Annotated in this window: 15 protein-coding genes; 9 read left to right on the forward strand and 6 right to left on the reverse strand. The window is 75.0% G+C overall.

The window, feature by feature from the left end:
• The first annotated feature begins 9 nt into the window (after positions 1 to 9).
• The 5 genes from CELF_RS03005 (at position 10) to rlmB (ending at position 5,761) form a co-directional block, all read left to right on the forward strand.
• Positions 10 to 681: a TetR/AcrR family transcriptional regulator gene (locus tag CELF_RS03005; RefSeq protein WP_013769773.1), complete on the forward strand. Its 672-nt coding sequence runs from the start codon at positions 10 to 12 to the stop codon at positions 679 to 681.
• A complete protein-coding gene (locus CELF_RS03010; protein WP_013769774.1) occupies positions 678 to 1,961 on the forward strand; it encodes an MFS transporter in 1,284 nt (427 codons plus the stop codon). Before CELF_RS03005 ends, CELF_RS03010 begins: the two co-directional genes overlap by 4 nt.
• On the forward strand, positions 1,958 to 3,190 hold the full coding sequence (locus CELF_RS03015) for an alanine racemase (protein WP_013769775.1): 1,233 nt from the start codon (positions 1,958 to 1,960) through the stop codon (positions 3,188 to 3,190). Before CELF_RS03010 ends, CELF_RS03015 begins: the two co-directional genes overlap by 4 nt.
• Before the next feature lie 58 nt (positions 3,191 to 3,248).
• Positions 3,249 to 4,676, forward strand: coding sequence for a cysteine--tRNA ligase (gene cysS / locus CELF_RS03020; RefSeq protein ID WP_041553320.1), 1,428 nt, complete (start codon positions 3,249 to 3,251; stop codon positions 4,674 to 4,676).
• A gap of 77 nt (positions 4,677 to 4,753) precedes the next feature.
• Entirely contained in the window at positions 4,754 to 5,761 is a 1,008-nt protein-coding gene (rlmB, locus tag CELF_RS03025) for a 23S rRNA (guanosine(2251)-2'-O)-methyltransferase RlmB (protein ID WP_013769777.1), read from the forward strand.
• Positions 5,762 to 5,856: 95 nt separating this feature from the next.
• On the opposite strand, the gene CELF_RS03030 is transcribed toward rlmB, so the two are convergent.
• The 3 genes from CELF_RS03030 to CELF_RS03040 form a co-directional block, all read right to left on the reverse strand.
• Positions 5,857 to 7,143 (reverse strand): DUF4032 domain-containing protein, encoded by a 1,287-nt coding sequence (locus tag CELF_RS03030; RefSeq protein ID WP_013769778.1) that lies wholly within the window; start codon positions 7,141 to 7,143, stop codon positions 5,857 to 5,859.
• Positions 7,144 to 7,335: 192 nt separating this feature from the next.
• Positions 7,336 to 8,463, reverse strand: a complete 1,128-nt coding sequence (locus CELF_RS03035; protein ID WP_013769779.1) for an ABC transporter ATP-binding protein — start codon at positions 8,461 to 8,463, stop codon at positions 7,336 to 7,338.
• Positions 8,464 to 8,651: 188 nt separating this feature from the next.
• On the reverse strand, positions 8,652 to 10,154 hold the full coding sequence (locus tag CELF_RS03040; RefSeq protein WP_013769780.1) for an outer membrane protein assembly factor BamB family protein: 1,503 nt from the start codon (positions 10,152 to 10,154) through the stop codon (positions 8,652 to 8,654).
• Between the two features lie 136 nt (positions 10,155 to 10,290).
• Between CELF_RS03040 and CELF_RS20320 the strand changes: the two genes are divergently transcribed.
• The 4 genes from CELF_RS20320 to CELF_RS03060 are packed head-to-tail and all read left to right on the forward strand — an operon-like array spanning position 10,291 to position 12,291.
• A complete protein-coding gene (locus CELF_RS20320; RefSeq protein ID WP_013769781.1) occupies positions 10,291 to 10,665 on the forward strand; it encodes a YbaB/EbfC family nucleoid-associated protein in 375 nt (124 codons plus the stop codon).
• The gene (locus CELF_RS20325) at positions 10,662 to 10,976 is read left to right on the forward strand and encodes a type VII secretion target (protein ID WP_013769782.1); all 315 of its coding nucleotides are present in this window, start codon (positions 10,662 to 10,664) and stop codon (positions 10,974 to 10,976) included. The genes CELF_RS20320 and CELF_RS20325 overlap by 4 nt, the downstream gene beginning before the upstream one ends.
• The gene (locus CELF_RS03055; RefSeq protein ID WP_013769783.1) at positions 10,973 to 11,899 is read left to right on the forward strand and encodes a WXG100 family type VII secretion target; all 927 of its coding nucleotides are present in this window, start codon (positions 10,973 to 10,975) and stop codon (positions 11,897 to 11,899) included. The genes CELF_RS20325 and CELF_RS03055 overlap by 4 nt, the downstream gene beginning before the upstream one ends.
• Complete coding sequence (locus tag CELF_RS03060) at positions 11,899 to 12,291, forward strand: YbaB/EbfC family nucleoid-associated protein (protein WP_013769784.1); 393 nt, start codon at positions 11,899 to 11,901, stop codon at positions 12,289 to 12,291. The genes CELF_RS03055 and CELF_RS03060 overlap by 1 nt, the downstream gene beginning before the upstream one ends.
• Before the next feature lie 48 nt (positions 12,292 to 12,339).
• Here the strand turns inward: CELF_RS03060 and CELF_RS03065 are convergent, their stop codons facing one another.
• Genes CELF_RS03065 through CELF_RS03075 form a run of 3 tightly spaced genes read right to left on the reverse strand, consistent with a single transcriptional unit; the run spans position 12,340 to position 15,344 of the window.
• A complete protein-coding gene (locus CELF_RS03065) occupies positions 12,340 to 13,065 on the reverse strand; it encodes a DUF3592 domain-containing protein (protein ID WP_157457158.1) in 726 nt (241 codons plus the stop codon).
• A 25-nt stretch (positions 13,066 to 13,090) separates the two neighbouring features.
• The gene (otsB, locus tag CELF_RS03070) at positions 13,091 to 13,915 is read right to left on the reverse strand and encodes a trehalose-phosphatase (protein WP_013769786.1); all 825 of its coding nucleotides are present in this window, start codon (positions 13,913 to 13,915) and stop codon (positions 13,091 to 13,093) included.
• Positions 13,908 to 15,344 (reverse strand): alpha,alpha-trehalose-phosphate synthase (UDP-forming), encoded by a 1,437-nt coding sequence (locus CELF_RS03075; RefSeq protein WP_013769787.1) that lies wholly within the window; start codon positions 15,342 to 15,344, stop codon positions 13,908 to 13,910. The genes otsB and CELF_RS03075 overlap by 8 nt, the downstream gene beginning before the upstream one ends.
• Positions 15,345 to 15,456 lie beyond the last annotated feature (112 nt).

Genomic DNA, 15,456 nt, shown 5'->3' on the forward strand with positions numbered 1-15,456 from the left:
GGACCCGGGATGAACCGCATGCCCGTCGCCGAGAGGCGCGAGCAGCTGATCGAGGCTGCGCTCGCCGTCGCCAGCCGCGACGGAATCGACGCCGCGACCGTCCGCGCCATCGCCGCCGAGGCGGGCGTGTCGTTGGGCGTCGTGCACTACTGCTTCCAGGACAAGGACGAGCTGCTGCGCGCGATGGCCCACGCCATCACGACCCAGAACCTCGCCAACAGCCTCGACGGGCTGCCGGACGGCGTTCCCGTCGACACCGTCCTCGAGACGGTCATCGACGCGCTGTGGGACACGATCGTCTCGGCGCGCGGACCGCAGCTGCTCTCGTACGAGCTGACGACGTCGTCGCTGCGGCACGCCGAGCTGAACCAGGTCGCGATCGACCAGTACCGCGGCCAGTGGTCCGCGGCCGAGCACGTGCTCGAGCTCGTCGAGAAGACCGCCCACATCGGCTGGACGGTGCCCCGCGCGCACATCGCGCTCGCGATCGTCGCGGTCGTCGACGGGTACTCGCTCGCGTGGCTCGTCGACGGCGACACCGAGGCCGCCCGCCGCGGGCTGCAGGGCCTCGGCCGCTACCTCACCCAGCTCGCGGTCCCCGTCGAGCTCGCGCCCGACGAGCTCGACCGGCACGGCCTGCCCGCCGAGCCGGTGGCGCTCCGCGAGCAGCCGTCCGCGTGAGCGCCGGCCCGACAGCCGCGGCGCCGTCGCGCGTGGACGCCGTGGCACGACGCGCGCGCGCCGCGACCGCCGCCGGGTTCGCGGCGCAGGGGTTCGTGTACGCGCTGCTGCTGACGAGCCTCGAGCAGCTCAAGGACCGGTACGGCATCGACGACGGGCAGATCACGCTCGTCGTCCTCGGGGTGTGCGTCATGGCCGCGCTCGGCACCGTCGCGGCCGACCGGGTCGCGCGCGGGGCCGCGGGAAGCCGCGGGGTGCTCGCGGCAGGGCTGTGCACGCTCGCCGTCGCGGTCGCCCTCGTCTCCGTCGCGCCCGGTTTCGGGCTGCTCGCGGCGTCGTTCGCGGTGTACGGCGTCGGGCTCGGGCTCGTCGACGCCGGGACCAACATGCAGGCCGTGTCCGTGCAGCGCGTCTACGGCCGGTCGCTGCTCACGACGTTCTACGCCGCCTGGTCGGTCGGCGGGATCGCCGGCGCGGTCCTCGTGTCCGTCACCGCAGGGCGCGTGCCGATCGAGCCCGCGGCAGTCGTGCTGTGGTCGGGCATCCTCGTGGCCGCCGTCGCCGCCGCGCTCGTCGCCGCGGCGGGCTGGCACGGTGGCACCACGCCCGCGGGGGGAGCCGCGGCGCCGGAGGCCCAGGGCGCCGTGCCGTGGGGTCCCGTGCTGCTGCTCGGCCTCGGCGTCGTCGCGTACTACGTCGCCGACACGGCCGTCTCCACATGGTCGACCATCTACCTCGGCGACGTGCTCGACGCGACCTCGCGCGTCGCCCCGCTCGGGTACGCCGCCTATCTCGCGACGACGCTGGTCTCCCGCGTCGTGGGCGACCCGCTCGTGCGCCGGTACGGCCGCGGCGTCGTCGTCCGGGTCGGGGCGCTCGTCGGTGCGGCCGGCCTGCTGCTCGTCGTCGTCGCGCCCGGCAGCCCGCTCGCGCTCGCCGGGTTCGCCCTCACGGGAGCGGGGCTCGGCGTCCTCGCACCGCTGTGCTTCTCCGCCGCCGGGTCGCTCGCGCCCGGGCACGCGGACGCCGTCGTCGCCCGGCTCAACGTCTTCAACTACGTCGGTGCCGTGCTCGGCGGCGTGCTCGTCGGGGCCATCGGCACCGGGTCGACGCTGCGCGCCGGGTTCGTGGTGCCCGTGCTGCTCGTCGTGGCCGTGGCGGTCGTCGCCCCGCGGTTCGGCCACCGACGCGACCCCGACCGTGCCGGGCCCCTCGAGCCCGCCGCCGGACCGGCGCCCGTGACGCCGACGGGCCCCGCTGTCGACGGTCCGGCGTCGTGAGCGCCCCGGCCCCGGACCGGCCGACGGTCGCGCACCGGCCCGCCGACGCGACCCGCACCCTCGGCGACCGGCTGGACACCGCCACGCGCGGCCTGCCCGCGCCGCTCGCCGTCGTGGACCTCGACGCGCTCGACGCGAACGCCGCCGACCTCGTGCGCCGCGCCGCGGGAACGCCCGTGCGGGTCGCGTCGAAGTCGGTGCGGGTCCGGCACGTGCTCGACGCCGTGCTCGCCCGGCCCGGCTTCGCGGGCGTCATGGCGTACTCGTTGCGCGAGGCGCTGTGGCTGGCCGGTCTCGGCGTGCAGGACGTGCTCGTCGGGTACCCGACGGTCGACACGGGCGCGCTCGACGCGCTCGCGGCCGACCCGCGCGCCGCCGCTGCGGTCACGCTCATGGTCGACGACACCGCCCAGGCCGCCCTCGCCGCCACGGCCGCAGACGCGCACGGTGCGACCCTGCGCGTCTGCCTCGACGTCGACGCGTCCCTGCGCGTGGGCGTGGGCCCCTTCCGGGCGCACCTCGGCGTGCGGCGCTCGCCCGTGCACGCGCCTGCGGACGCCGCCGTGCTCGCGGCCGCCGTCGAGGGGCGCGGCCTGCACGTGCGGGGCGTCATGTTCTACGAGGCGCAGGTCGCGGGCCTGCCCGACAGCAGCGCCGCCGTCCGGGCGGTGAAGCGGCTCTCGGTCGCGGACCTGGCCGTGCGGCGCAGCGCGGTCCTCGAGGCCGTCCAGGACGCGGTCGGCCACCCCCTCGACCTCGTCAACTCCGGCGGCTCCGGCTCGCTCGAGACGAGCGCGTCCGACCCCACCGTCACCGAGGTCACCGCGGGGTCGGGGCTCTTCGTGCCGACGCTCTTCGACGGGTACCGCGCGTTCACGCCGCGCCCCGCCGCGTACTTCGGGCTCGACGTCGTCCGGGTGCCCGCACCCGGCTGGGCCACCGCGTTCGGCGGCGGGTACGTCGCGTCCGGGCCTGCGACCCGCACACGCCTGCCGCGCCCCGTGTGGCCCGGCGGGCTCGCCCTGAGCGGGCGCGAGGGCGCGGGGGAGGTGCAGACGCCGCTGCGCCTGTCGTCCGGGGCGGACCTGCGCGTCGGCGACCGGGTGTGGTTCCGGCACGCCAAGGCGGGGGAGGTCATGGAGCGGTTCGACGCCGTGCACCTCGTCCGCGGCGACCGCGTCGAGAGCTCGGTGCCGACCTACCGCGGGGAGGGGCGCACCTTCGGCTGACCGGCCGCGAGCGCCCTCACCCGGATCCGCGCAGGTGGTTGCCCGTACGATGACGGGCGTGAGCCTGCGCCTGTACGACACTGCGACCCGCACGGTGCGCGACTTCGTCCCCCTGACGGCGGGCGAGGTCGGCATCTACCTGTGCGGCGCGACCGTGCAGGCGCCGCCGCACGTGGGCCACGTCCGCTCGAGCGTGGCGTTCGACGTCCTGGTCCGCTGGCTGCGCCGCACCGGGCACCGCGTGACGCTCGTCCGCAACGTCACCGACATCGACGACAAGATCCTCGCGAAGGCGGCCGCCGCGGGTGAGCCGTGGTGGGCGTGGGCCATGACGAACGAGCGTGCGTTCACGTCCGCGTACGACGCGCTCGGCGTCCTGCCGCCCACCTACGAGCCGCGCGCGACCGGCCACGTGCCCGCGATGGTCGAGCTCATGACCCGGCTCGTCGAGCGCGGGCACGCGTACGCGGCAGGGGAGGGCGACGTGTACTTCGACGTGCGCTCGTTCCCCGACTACGGCGCGCTGACCAACCAGCGTGTCGACGACATGGTGCCCGCGCCCGACGGAGCCCCCGACGGCGTCGTCAAGAAGGACCCGCGCGACTTCGCGCTGTGGAAGGCCGCGAAGCCCGGCGAGCCGGAGACGGCGGCGTGGGACACCCCGTACGGCCGCGGGCGGCCCGGCTGGCACCTCGAGTGCTCCGCCATGGCGCGCCGCTACCTCGGGGACGGGTTCGACATCCACGGCGGCGGCCTCGACCTGCGGTTCCCGCACCACGAGAACGAGCAGGCGCAGTCGCACGCCGCCGGGTACCCGTTCGCGCGGTACTGGCTGCACAACGGCTGGGTCACGCAGGGCGGCACCAAGATGAGCAAGTCGCTCGGCAACGGGCTGCTCGTCGACGTCGTGCTGCAGCAGGTCCGGGCCGTCGTCGTCCGCTACGCGATGACGACCGTGCAGTACCGCTCGATGCTCGAGTGGACCGACGACACCCTCCGCGAGGCCGAGGCGGCGTGGGACCGGCTCGCCGGGTTCGTCGAGCGCGCCACCGAGCGCGTGGGCGCCGTCGACGCCGAGGAGGTCGCGGCCGCCCCCGTTCCCCAGGACTTCGCGGACGCGATGGACGACGACCTCAACGTGCCGAAGGCCATGGCCGTCGTCCACGAGTGGCTCAGGCAGGGCAACTCGGCGCTCGCGGACGACGCGCTCGACGACGTCCGGGCGACCCTCGTCGGCCTGCGCGCGATGCTCGACGTGCTCGGCCTCGACCCGGGCAGCCCGCAGTGGGCCACTCGTGGCGGGGACGAGCGCTACGCGAAGGCGCTCGACGCCCTCGTCGCGGGCCAGGTCGAGGCGCGCGCCGCGGCCCGTGCCGCGCGCGACTTCGCCACCGCCGACGCGATCCGCGACCGGCTCACCGCCGCCGGCGTGGTCGTCGAGGACTCACCCACGGGGGCCCGCTGGTCCCTGCGACCCGAGGCCTGACCTCCACCGCTGCACCACCCCGCGCCGACGGCCCGACACCGACCGTCCCGCACCCCCGACACCAGGAGACGTACCCCATGGCCGGCAACTCCCAGCGCCGCGGCGCGACCCGCAAGGCGGGCTCCAAGAAGGGCGCCTCCGTCGGCACCGGCGGGCACAGCCGCAAGGCGCTCGAGGGCAAGGGCCCCACCCCGAAGGCCGAGGACCGCGTCTACCACGTCGCGCACAAGAAGAAGGTCGCCGCCGAGAAGCGCGCCGTCGCCGGTCAGGGCCGGTCCGGCCAGCGCTCGGCGTCCGCGTCGCGCAGCGCGTCCGGCGGTCGCGGCGGTCGCACCTCGTCGACCCACGAGATCGTCTCGGGCCGCAACTCCGTGGTCGAGGCGCTGCGCGCCGGCATCCCGGTGTCGACCGTGTACCTCGCCGCCCGGCTCGAGGCCGACGACCGCACGCGCGAGATCGTCTCCACCGCCGCCGAGGCCGGCTACCCGCTGCTCGAGGTGTCCCGGACCGAGCTCGACCGGCTCACCGACGGGTCCGTGCACCAGGGCGTCGCGATCCAGGTGCCGCCCTACGCCTACGCCGACGAGGAGGACCTGCTCGACGCCGCCGAGGTGTCGGGGCGGCCCGCGCTCGTCGTCGCGCTCGACGGCGTCACCGACCCGCGCAACCTCGGGGCGGTGCTCCGCTCCGCCGGGGCGTTCGGCGCGCACGGGGTGCTCGTGCCCGAGCGTCGGGCTGCAGGCGTCACCGCGTCCGCGTGGAAGGTGTCCGCGGGTGCCGCCGCACGCGTGCCGGTCGCCCGCGTGACGAACCTCGTGCGGACCCTGCAGGCGTACAAGGAGGCGGGCGTGTTCGTCGTCGGGCTCGACGGCGGCGGCGACCAGAGCGTCGCCGAGCTCGCGTTCGCCGAGGACCCGCTGGTGCTCGTCGTCGGCTCCGAGGGCAAGGGCCTGTCGCGGCTCGTGCGCGAGCAGTGCGACGCGATCGCGTCGATCCCCATCGCGTCCGCCGTGGAGTCGCTCAACGCGGGCGTCGCCGCGGGCATCGCCCTCTACGAGGTCGCCCGCCGCCGCGGCGAGGCCTGACGGGCACCGCCCCGACGCACGCCACGCCGCCCACGGCGCGCGTCGGGACGGTGCCGGCGGGGTGCCGGTGAGATGCCGGCGCGTTCCGCGGCCGGTCAGCCGATGATCTCGTCCTCGTCGACGCGCGGGAGCAGGTCGGTGTCGCGGAGGTCGCCCGACTGGATGCCGAGGATCGCGTCCTCGTCCGGCCGGGTCGGCAGGATGTTGCGGACGTAGCTCTTCACGACCTCCGGCATCGGCACGTCGCGGCCCTGCTGCTGCGACAGGTACCACCGGTGGTCGAGCAGCTCGTGGAACACCTGCGCGGGCTCGAGCTTGCGGCGCAGGTCCTTCGGGACGCTGCGCACCGCGGGCTCGAACACCTCCGTCAGCCAGTCGTGCGCGACGAACGCCTCGTCCTCGCGCTGCCGGTCGGTCGCCGCGCGGTACTCGTCGAGGTCGTTGAGCAGGCGGCGGGCCTGGTTCTCCTGCACGTCGAGGCCCGTCAGGCGCATGAGCCGGCGCGAGTGGTGGCCCGCGTCCACGACCTTCGGCTGGATCTGCACGGACGTGCCGTCGACGTCGGTCGTGATGTCGAGCTCGCCGACGTCGAAGCCCAGGTCGTTGAGCCGGTCGATGCGCGCCTGCACGCGCCACCGCTCGCCGTACCCGAACGACTCGGTCTCGGTGAGCGCGCGCCACAGCTCGCGGTACCGGTCCGCGAGCGCGTTGCCGATCGCGACCGCGTCGACGTCCTCCTCGAGGAACTCGCCCGCCTGCAGGTCCATGAGCTCGCCGATGATGTTGACGCGCGCGACCTCGAGGTCGTACTCGCGCTGCCCGTCGGTCAGCCGGTCGTGCAGGTCGCCCGTCTCGGCGTCCACGAGGTACGCGGCGAACGTCTCGGCGTCGCGGCGGAACAGGGTGTTCGAGAGCGACACGTCGCCCCAGTAGAAGCCCGCGAGGTGCAGGCGGACCAGCAGCACGGCGAGCGCGTCGATGAGCCGCGTGGCGGTGTCGGGGCGCAGCGACTGGCTGAACAGCGAGCGGTACGGCAGCGAGAACTGCAGGTGCTCGGTGATGAGCACGGCCTCGAGCGGCTCGCCGTCCGGGTCGCGCCGGCCGGTGATCACGCCGACGGGCACGACGCTCGGGACGTCGATCCGGTCGAGCTGACGCAGCAGCTCGTACTCCCGGTAGGCGACGGTCTCGCCGATCTCCTTGACCGCGATCACCCGGCCGGACAGTCGCACGAACCGCACGATGTGCCGCGAGATGCCGCGGGGGAGCGCGGCGAGCGTCTCGGCCGGCCAGTCCTCCAGCGGGACCTGCCAGGGCAGGTCGAGGAGCGCGGGGTCCGGGTTGGCCGCGGTGATCTGCAGGCGCTGCGGCGTCGGGCTCATGGCTCGATCCTCTCAGAGTGCTCCGACGCGCGGCCCCCGCCGGAGCCGACAACAGCCGGCGGGGCTGCGGAGCGGCGGCCGACAACGCCGACGGCGCGCGTCGACGGTGCGCGGCGGGTCGGCGGGTGTCGCAACGCCCGACGGGCGGGCCCGGCCGGAGCCGGACCCGCCCGTCGACGGTCGTGCAGCAGGTCAGACGGCGATGCGCTCGCCCGAGCCCGCGTGGAACAGGTGCTGCTGGCCCTCGCGGATGCGCACCCAGACCGTCTCGCCCTTGGCGGGCACGCCGCGCGGGTCGATGCGGACGATGATCTGCGCGTCACCGGCACCGGAGTGCACGGCCTCGGCACCGCCGAACTCGTTCGTCAGCGACGCGTAGAGGAACGCGTCCGAGCCGAGCTCCTCGACGATGTTGACGATGACCGGGATCGCGTCCGGGGTGCCCTGCGGGACGACCTCGAGCGCCTCGGGACGGAAGCCCAGCGTGATGTGGTTCTTGTCCGACTCGGTGAACTTCGTGATGACGTCGCGCGGCAGCGAGACGCGCGCGCGGCCGAGCTGCGCGGCACCCTCGAGGACCGGGACGGTCGCGATGTTCATGGCCGGGGAGCCGATGAAGCCGGCGACGAAGACGTTCGCCGGGGTGTCGTACATGTCGCGCGGCGTGCCGACCTGCTGGAGCAGACCGTCCTTGAGGACCGCGATGCGGTCGCCCATGGTGAGGGCCTCGGTCTGGTCGTGCGTGACGTACACCGTGGTGACGCCGAGACGACGCTGCAGCGACGCGATCTGCGTACGGGTCTGGACGCGGAGCTTGGCGTCGAGGTTCGACAGCGGCTCGTCCATGAGGAACACCTGGGGCTGACGCACGATGGCGCGACCCATGGCGACACGCTGACGCTGACCACCCGAGAGGGCCTTCGGCTTGCGGTCGAGGTACTGCGAGAGGTCGAGGATCTTGGCGGCCTCCTCGACACGGGCGCGGATGTCCGCCTTCGGCGTGCCGGCGATCTTGAGCGCGAAGCCCATGTTGTCGGCGACCGTCATGTGCGGGTACAGCGCGTAGTTCTGGAAGACCATCGCGATGTCGCGGTCCTTCGGCTGGACGTCCGTGACGTCCCGGTCGCCGATGAGGATGCGGCCCGCGTTGACGTCCTCGAGGCCCGCCAGCATGCGGAGCGACGTGGACTTGCCGCAGCCCGAGGGGCCGACGAGGACGAGGAACTCGCCGTCCTCGATGTGCAGGTCGAGCGCGTCCACCGCGGGGCGCTCCGTGCCCGGGTAGACCCGGGTCGCCTTGTCGAACGTGACCGTAGCCATGTCTGATCCATTCCCTTCACCGGCAGGTACGTGCCGGACGATCCGTCGTGGAGGGTGTCAGAGTGTCTTCGCTGACACGGACCGAGGGGGGCGTAGGCCCGTCCTCGGTCCGTGGTCATCATGCCACACGCGTGACCCGCGTCTCTCCGGGCGGGGGTCCCCGGCGGGCGGTCCGGGAGGGCCCGGCGTCAGCCCAGGACGGCGACCGTGCCGTCGGGCCGCACCGCGTACAGGTGCGGCACCTGCCACCCCACGCGCAGGTCGGTGCCGGCGTCCACGGCGCCGGACAGGTCGGCGCGCCACGCACGCTGCCCGTCGGCCGTCGCGTAGGCCTCGACCACCGGGCCGGGCCCCCGCAGCAGGAGCCACCGGCCGTCGGTCGCGAGCTCGTCGGCGGGCCGCTCGAGCGGCGTGGTCCACAGCACGCGGCCCGTCGAGGCGTCGACCGCCGCGAGGCCGTCCGGCCCTGTCAGGTACAGCCGGCCGCGCAGCAGCACCGCCGCGCTCGCCTCCAGGCCCGTGACCCGCCAGCGCACCGCGCCCGACGACGCGTCGAGCGCCGACACGGTGGCCGCCGTGCCGTCGCGGCGTCCCGCGCGGGTCGAGAAGAGCACGGCGCCGGGCGCGGACCCGTCGTCGACCGAGAGCCACAGGGGCGCGGACCGCACGTCCACGGGCCGCCCGTCGGGCAGCAGGACGCGCGCACGGGGCTCGCCGTCCTGCGACCACGTGGAGTGCACGACGACGCCGCCGCGGGCGAGCTCGGGCCACCACGCGACCTCGACCGGGTCCCGCCGCTGCAGCGCGCCGCCGGCGTCGAGCAGCCAGGACGACGTGCCGACCGAGAGCAGGACGCGCTCGCCGCGGGCGTCCAGCGACGCGTACGACGTCGACCACAGGTCGGCGGGGACGTCGGAGTCGCGCGTCGCCGGGACGCGAGGCGTGGTGAACGTCCACGCCGTGCGGCCCGACGGGTCCTGCGCGGTGAGCCGCCAGCGGGCGGACCCGGCGCGCTCGTCGACCCGCTCGGCCGCGAGGAACAGCCCGCCGAGCACGGAGAACGCGGCGCTGCCGGGCAGGCGTCGCGACGACAGCAGCGTGCCGTCCGCGGCGTCGAGGAACCAGACCGCCACCTGCGGCGCCGGACCCGTGTCGCCGCCGGGCTGCTGCGCGAGGCAGCCCACCGCCGGGTGCGAGGAGGACCCGTCGTCGGCGACGAGCGGCGTGCATGCGGTCCACGTCGCGGGCTCGGCGGCGCTCGGCGACATCGCGGGCGTCGGGAGGTCGAGCTCGCGCGACCAGCGCAGCACCCCCGTGCGGTCGTCGAGCGCCCGCACCTCGACGCGGGGCCCCGGCAACGGCGCCACGCCCACGACGACGTCGCCGACCGCCGTGCCCGACTCGACGACGGCCGCGTCGGCCGCCGCGGCCTCCCACCGCACCCCCACGCCGGGGTCGAGCGGGCGCAGCACGCCGCGCACGTCCGCGAGCTCCGCGACCCGGGCCCGTTCCCGTGCGTCGAGCACGAGCTGCGTGCCCGTGAGGGCGAGCGCGACCGCGAGCACGCCGGCCAGCGCGGGGCGCAGCGCGGGCTGCCACCGGGGCCGGGGCGGTCGCGGCAGGTCGCCCGTCGGGGCCGGGTCCAGGGGGTCGTCCTCGACGAGATGCACGTCCTGCATCCGGCCGGGCATGCCGTCACGCTAACCCCGGACGGGCGATCCCGCGTGCGCCCGACCGGGGGGTTCTGCGGCCTGTCGCCCGCGTCAACCTGTCGGGAATGCCCGGTCCCCGGTACTGTGCCGGACCGGAGCCGGAGGAAGGGGGCGCATGTCCGACGTCGGACGACTGCACGCGCAGGTCGAGAGCACGCTGGAGGCCGCGTTCGCGGCAGCGGCGCGCGCCGCGGAGGTGACCGAGCAGGTGTCGCGGCTCGTGGGTCAGGGCACCGACCCCCAGCAGGTCGTGCGCGTCCGCGTCGACCACCGGGGGCTGCTGAGCGACGTGCAGGTGACGGCCGCCGCGACGCAGGACGGCACCGACGGGCTGCGCACCGCGGTCCTCGCCGCGTACCAGGCGGCCGTCGCGGACGTGCAGGAGCAGGCCGCGCCCATCCAGGCGCAGCTCGCCGGCCCGCGCGTCGACCTCACGGACTCCTCGCTGCTCGACCAGTACGACGCCGTCCTGAAGGGAGGGGCCCGATGAACGAGGTCGTCGTCGACACCGGCGCCATGCGCTCGCACGCGAGCGCGGTGGACGGGATCGCCGCCCGGCTCGCGGAGGCCGCCGACGCGTCCGCCACCATGGCGATGCCCGACATGGCCTTCGGCCTGCTGTGCTCCTTCCTCGTCCCGCCCGCGACGCTCGTGCAGTCGCTCGCCGCGGGGACCGTCTCGGGCGCGGCGAGCGCGATGGAGGGCATCTCCTCCTCGATCACGGGCGCCGCGGAGGCGTACGACGCGATCGACCAGTTCGTCCAGGACTCGCTGTCCAAGATCACCAAGGCGATGCGATGAGCCTCGTCGCGGCCGTCGAGGGCCGCCCCGGGCTGGACGAGTGCTACAAGAGCCTGAAGATCATCGGCCCCGCCTCCACGTCGATCGGCTCGGCCGCCGACGGCGAGTGGGCCGACCTCGCGGGCATCGGCGGGGCGTTCACCGCCGCGATGGACGTGGTGGAGTTCGCCATCGACCCGATCGCGTCGATGGCGGCGAGCGTCGCGGGCTTCCTCCTGGACTACATGCCGCCGCTGCCGGACATGCTCGACTCCATCGCGGGCAGTCCTCAGGCCGTCGAGGCCAAGGCCCACACGTGGGAGAACGTCGCCGGGCGCGTGCGTGAGGTCGCCGCCGAGTACGAGGCCGCGGTGACGTCGGCCCTCGCCGGCTGGGAGGGCCTGGCCGCCGACGCCTACCAGGGGTTCGCGAACGTCTACCGGTCCGGCCTGACGATGGTCGAGTCGATCAGCGCGGGCGTCGGTCAGGCGATGCTGGGCGCGAGCATCGTCGTCGGCGTGGTGCGCAGCATCGTGCGCGACATCATCGCCGACCTCGTCGGCAAGCTGATCTCCTGGGCGTCGCAGGTCGCGGCGACCGTGGGCATCGGCGCGACGTGGGTCGTCCCGCAGGCCGTGACCGCGATCGCGATCCGCGTCGAGAAGGTCCGCGAGTGGCTCACGAAGCTCACCGCGGGCATCACCAAGCTCCTCGAGATGCTCAACACCGCGAACAACGCGCTGAGCGCCGCCGTGCCCGCGCTGCGCAACCTGCGCGACGTCCTCGAGACGATGCCCGCGGCGCCCGCGAGCGTCGTGCAGGGTGCCGGGAACCTCGCCAGCAGCGTGCCCAAGCTGTCCGAGGCGCTGTACACGGCGACGAGCGCCTCGAACTCCATCGCGCGTCTCAACGACGCCGCCGACCGCGCCGGAGGCGACGACTGATGACCCCGCACCCGCCGCTGCAGGACCCGTCCGAGGCGCTCGCGATGCTCGCGTCCTGGGAGAAGCAGGGGGCGGACCAGCTCGCCCGCGCGCAGACGGTCGGCGCAGCCGTCGAGTCGGTGCGCGTGACCGAGTGGTCGCCCGGCCGCGAGGTGGCCGTCACGGTGGACCACGCGGGCCTGCTCGCCGACGTGCAGTTCACGGACCGCGCGCTCGCGGCGAGCCCGCTGTCGCTCGGGCTGACGATCACCGCGACCGTGCGCCGTGCGCTCGCGCGGCTCGAGGCCGAGGTCGAGGAGGCCGTGGTCGCCGCCGTCGGCGAGGACGACCCGCTCGGCCGCTCGGCGGTCCAGCACTACCGCACGGCGCTCGGCACGGCGCGCGACGCCTGACGCGACGCGGTCGCCGGCGGCGCACGCCGGCTGACGCCGGGCGGTGGGTCAGGACTGGGGCGGCCGCGCCCGGCCCACCTGCGCCGACGCCGCGACGACGACCGCCACGGCCGGGTCCGAGGGGTCGTACCACACCGTCACCGGGTCGCCGACGCGCGGGTCGAACCGGGCCGAGCTGAGCTCGGTGAACGCCCAGCCGTGCCCCGGGAGCGAGGGGGCCTCGACGCTCACCGTGTACCTCACGCGGGCCGCGTTGGGCACCGACTCGGAGTGCAGCGCGGTGACGTGCGCGATCTCCCGCCGGCTGCTCGTCAGGAGGTGCGACAGGCGCGCCCAGCGGCGGTCGCGGGCGCGGTCGCCGAGCCGTGCTGCGACCGCACCGCCGCCGAGGACGACCACCGCAGCCACGACGCCGACCGTCGGGGCGCCGAGGACGAGCAGCGCGGGCAGGCCGATCACGAGCGCGACCGGGTACAGCAGCCAGGACCCGCGCCTCCAGTTGACGACGCACAGCACGAGGCCGACCACCACCGACGCGAGGGCCGCACCGCCGCCCCAGGCGTCGACGCGCTCGCGCACGGCGTCGGCGCCGAAGCTCCCGATCACGCACAGCGCGACGGCCAGACCCAGGACGACCGCCAGCGTCGTGCGCGCACCGGTGGGCCGGTCGGCGAGCACGACCTGCCGCGGCAGCTCGGCTGTCTCCTCGACGGTGTCGACGAGCACGAACCGGACCGGACGGTCGTCGACGTACGGGATCGCGGGCTTCGTCACGGCGGCCACGGTAGCCGACCCCGGGTCAGGCCCCGAGCGTGCGCGCCAGGTGCGCGAGAGCCGACACGACCGTCTCCGGCGAGTCGAGGCGGAAGCGGGCCACGGTGGTGCCGGCGCCGACCTTGACGGTCAGGTCGCGGTCGCCGAGGGCCGCGAACGCATGCTCGTCGGTCACGTCGTCGCCCGCGTACAGCACGACGGGTGCGCCGAGCTCGCCGCGCAGCGCCTGCAGCGCCTCGCCCTTGCTCGCGTGCAGCACGGAGATCTCGACGACGTCCTTGCCGTGCAGCACGCCGGAGCCCAGCCGCTCGCCGAGCGCGACGGCCTCCGCCTCGGCGGGCTCCGCGACGTCCGGCTCGGCGAGGCGCGTGTGCACGACGACGGCCGTCGGCTTCGTCTCGACCCACACGCCGTCGCGGCCGCGGGCGACCTGCGCGGCCTGCGCGCCGAGCGTCGCGAGCCGGTCCGCCTGCTCGTCGGTGAGCTGGACGACGTCCCGGTCGAGCCCGAACCGGGTCACCCGGGCGCGCTCCGCGCCGTGGCTGCCGACGAGGAACGTGCCCGGCGGCACCTCGGCGAGCGCGTGCAGGTCGGCCATCGCGCGGCCGGACACGAGCGCGAGCTCCACGCCGTCGGCTGCCGCGAGCCGGGCGAGCACGTCGACGCCCGCGGGCAGGATCCGGGACAGCTGCGGGTCGTCCTGCAGGGGTGCGAGCGTGCCGTCGAAGTCGAGCGCGACGAGCAGCGGGCGCGCGTGCGGGTCGGCGAGGACGTCGGCGAGTGCCGCGTGCAGCGAGGGCACGCTCGCGTCGGGCCGGGCGGACGGGGTGCCGGTCGAGGGCTCAGACATGCTCGCTCCGGGTCGGGACGGCGGTGAGGACGGCCAGGAACTCCTGCGCCCACGCGGTGACGTCGTGCCCCAGCACGCGTCGTCGCAGCCGGCGCATCCGCTTGCGCGCCTCGCGCTGGTCCATGTGCACCGCGTAGGTGATGGCGTCCTTCATGCCGTCGATGTCGTGCGGGTTGACGAGGATCGCGCCCTGCAGCTCGTCGGCCGCACCCGTGAACTCCGAGAGCACGAGCGCGCCGCGGTCGTCGGACCGGGCGGCCACGTACTCCTTGGCGACGAGGTTCATGCCGTCCCGCAGCGCGGTGACGAGCATGACGTCGGCCGCGAGGTACAGGGCCGCCATCTCCTCCATCGGGAAGGACTGGTGCAGGTACTGCACGGGAGCGTGCCCCACCTGGCCGTAGTCGCCGTTGATGCGCCCGACGAGCAGCTCCACCTCGTCGCGCAGCTGCTGGTAGGCGCCGACGTTCTCGCGGCTCGGGCTCGCGACCTGGACGAGGGTCGTCGTGCTGGGCGACAGGCGGCCGTCCTCGAGCAGCTCGCCGTACGCCTTGACTCGGTGCCGGATGCCCTTGGTGTAGTCGAGCCGGTCGACGCCGAGCAGCAGCACCTCCGGGTCGCCGAGCTCGTGCCGGATCTGCTGCGCGCGCTCCTGCACGGCCGCGCTGCGCGCGAGGTCGTCGAAGGCCGCCGAGTCGATCGAGATGGGGAACGCCGCCGCGCGCACGTGCCGCTCGACGCGCCCGTGCTTCGTCAGCGTGACGACCTGACCCCGGGTCGTGAGGTCGGTCAGGCGCCGCACGACGCGCACGAAGTTCGCCGCGTCCCCGGCGCGCTGGAAGCCGACGAGGTCCGCGCCGAGCAGCCCTTCGACGACCTGCCGGCGCCACGGGAGCTGCGCGAAGATCTCCAGCGGCGGGAACGGGATGTGGTGGAAGTACCCGATCCGCAGGTCGGGCCGCAGCTCGCGCAGCAGCCGCGGGACCAGCTGGAGCTGGTAGTCGTGCACCCAGACGGTCGCGCCGCGGGCGGCCTGCGCGGCGGCGGCCTCCGCGAACCGGCGGTTGACGCGCTGGTAGGCGTCCCACCACTGCCGGTGGAAGGTGGGCGGCGCGATGACGTCGTGGTACAGCGGCCACAGGGTGTCGTTGGCGAAGCCCTCGTAGTACTTCTCGACGTCGGCCTCGCTCAGGGGCACCGGGACGAGCTGGGTGCCGTCGACCTCGAACGGCTCGAGCTCCAGGTCGGGGGAGCCGCCCCACCCGATCCAGGCGCCGTCGGCGCCGGCCATGACGGGGGCGAGGGCGGTGACGAGACCGCCGGGCGACCGGGTCCACGACGGCTTCCCGTCGTCCCCCACGGCGATGTCGACCGGCAGTCGGTTGGCGACGACGAGCAGGTCGTAGCCGTCGGCGGGCACGGATGGCAACGCGATCAACTCCTCGGGTTCCCGGCCGACCCTAGTGGGGTCGTGCGTGTCGCGCCCCTGGTCACGGGCCGACGCGACGTGGGTCACACGTCACCCGCGTGCCGGGCCTCGG

Source organism: Cellulomonas fimi ATCC 484, assembly GCF_000212695.1.
Lineage (GTDB): Bacteria > Actinomycetota > Actinomycetes > Actinomycetales > Cellulomonadaceae > Cellulomonas > Cellulomonas fimi.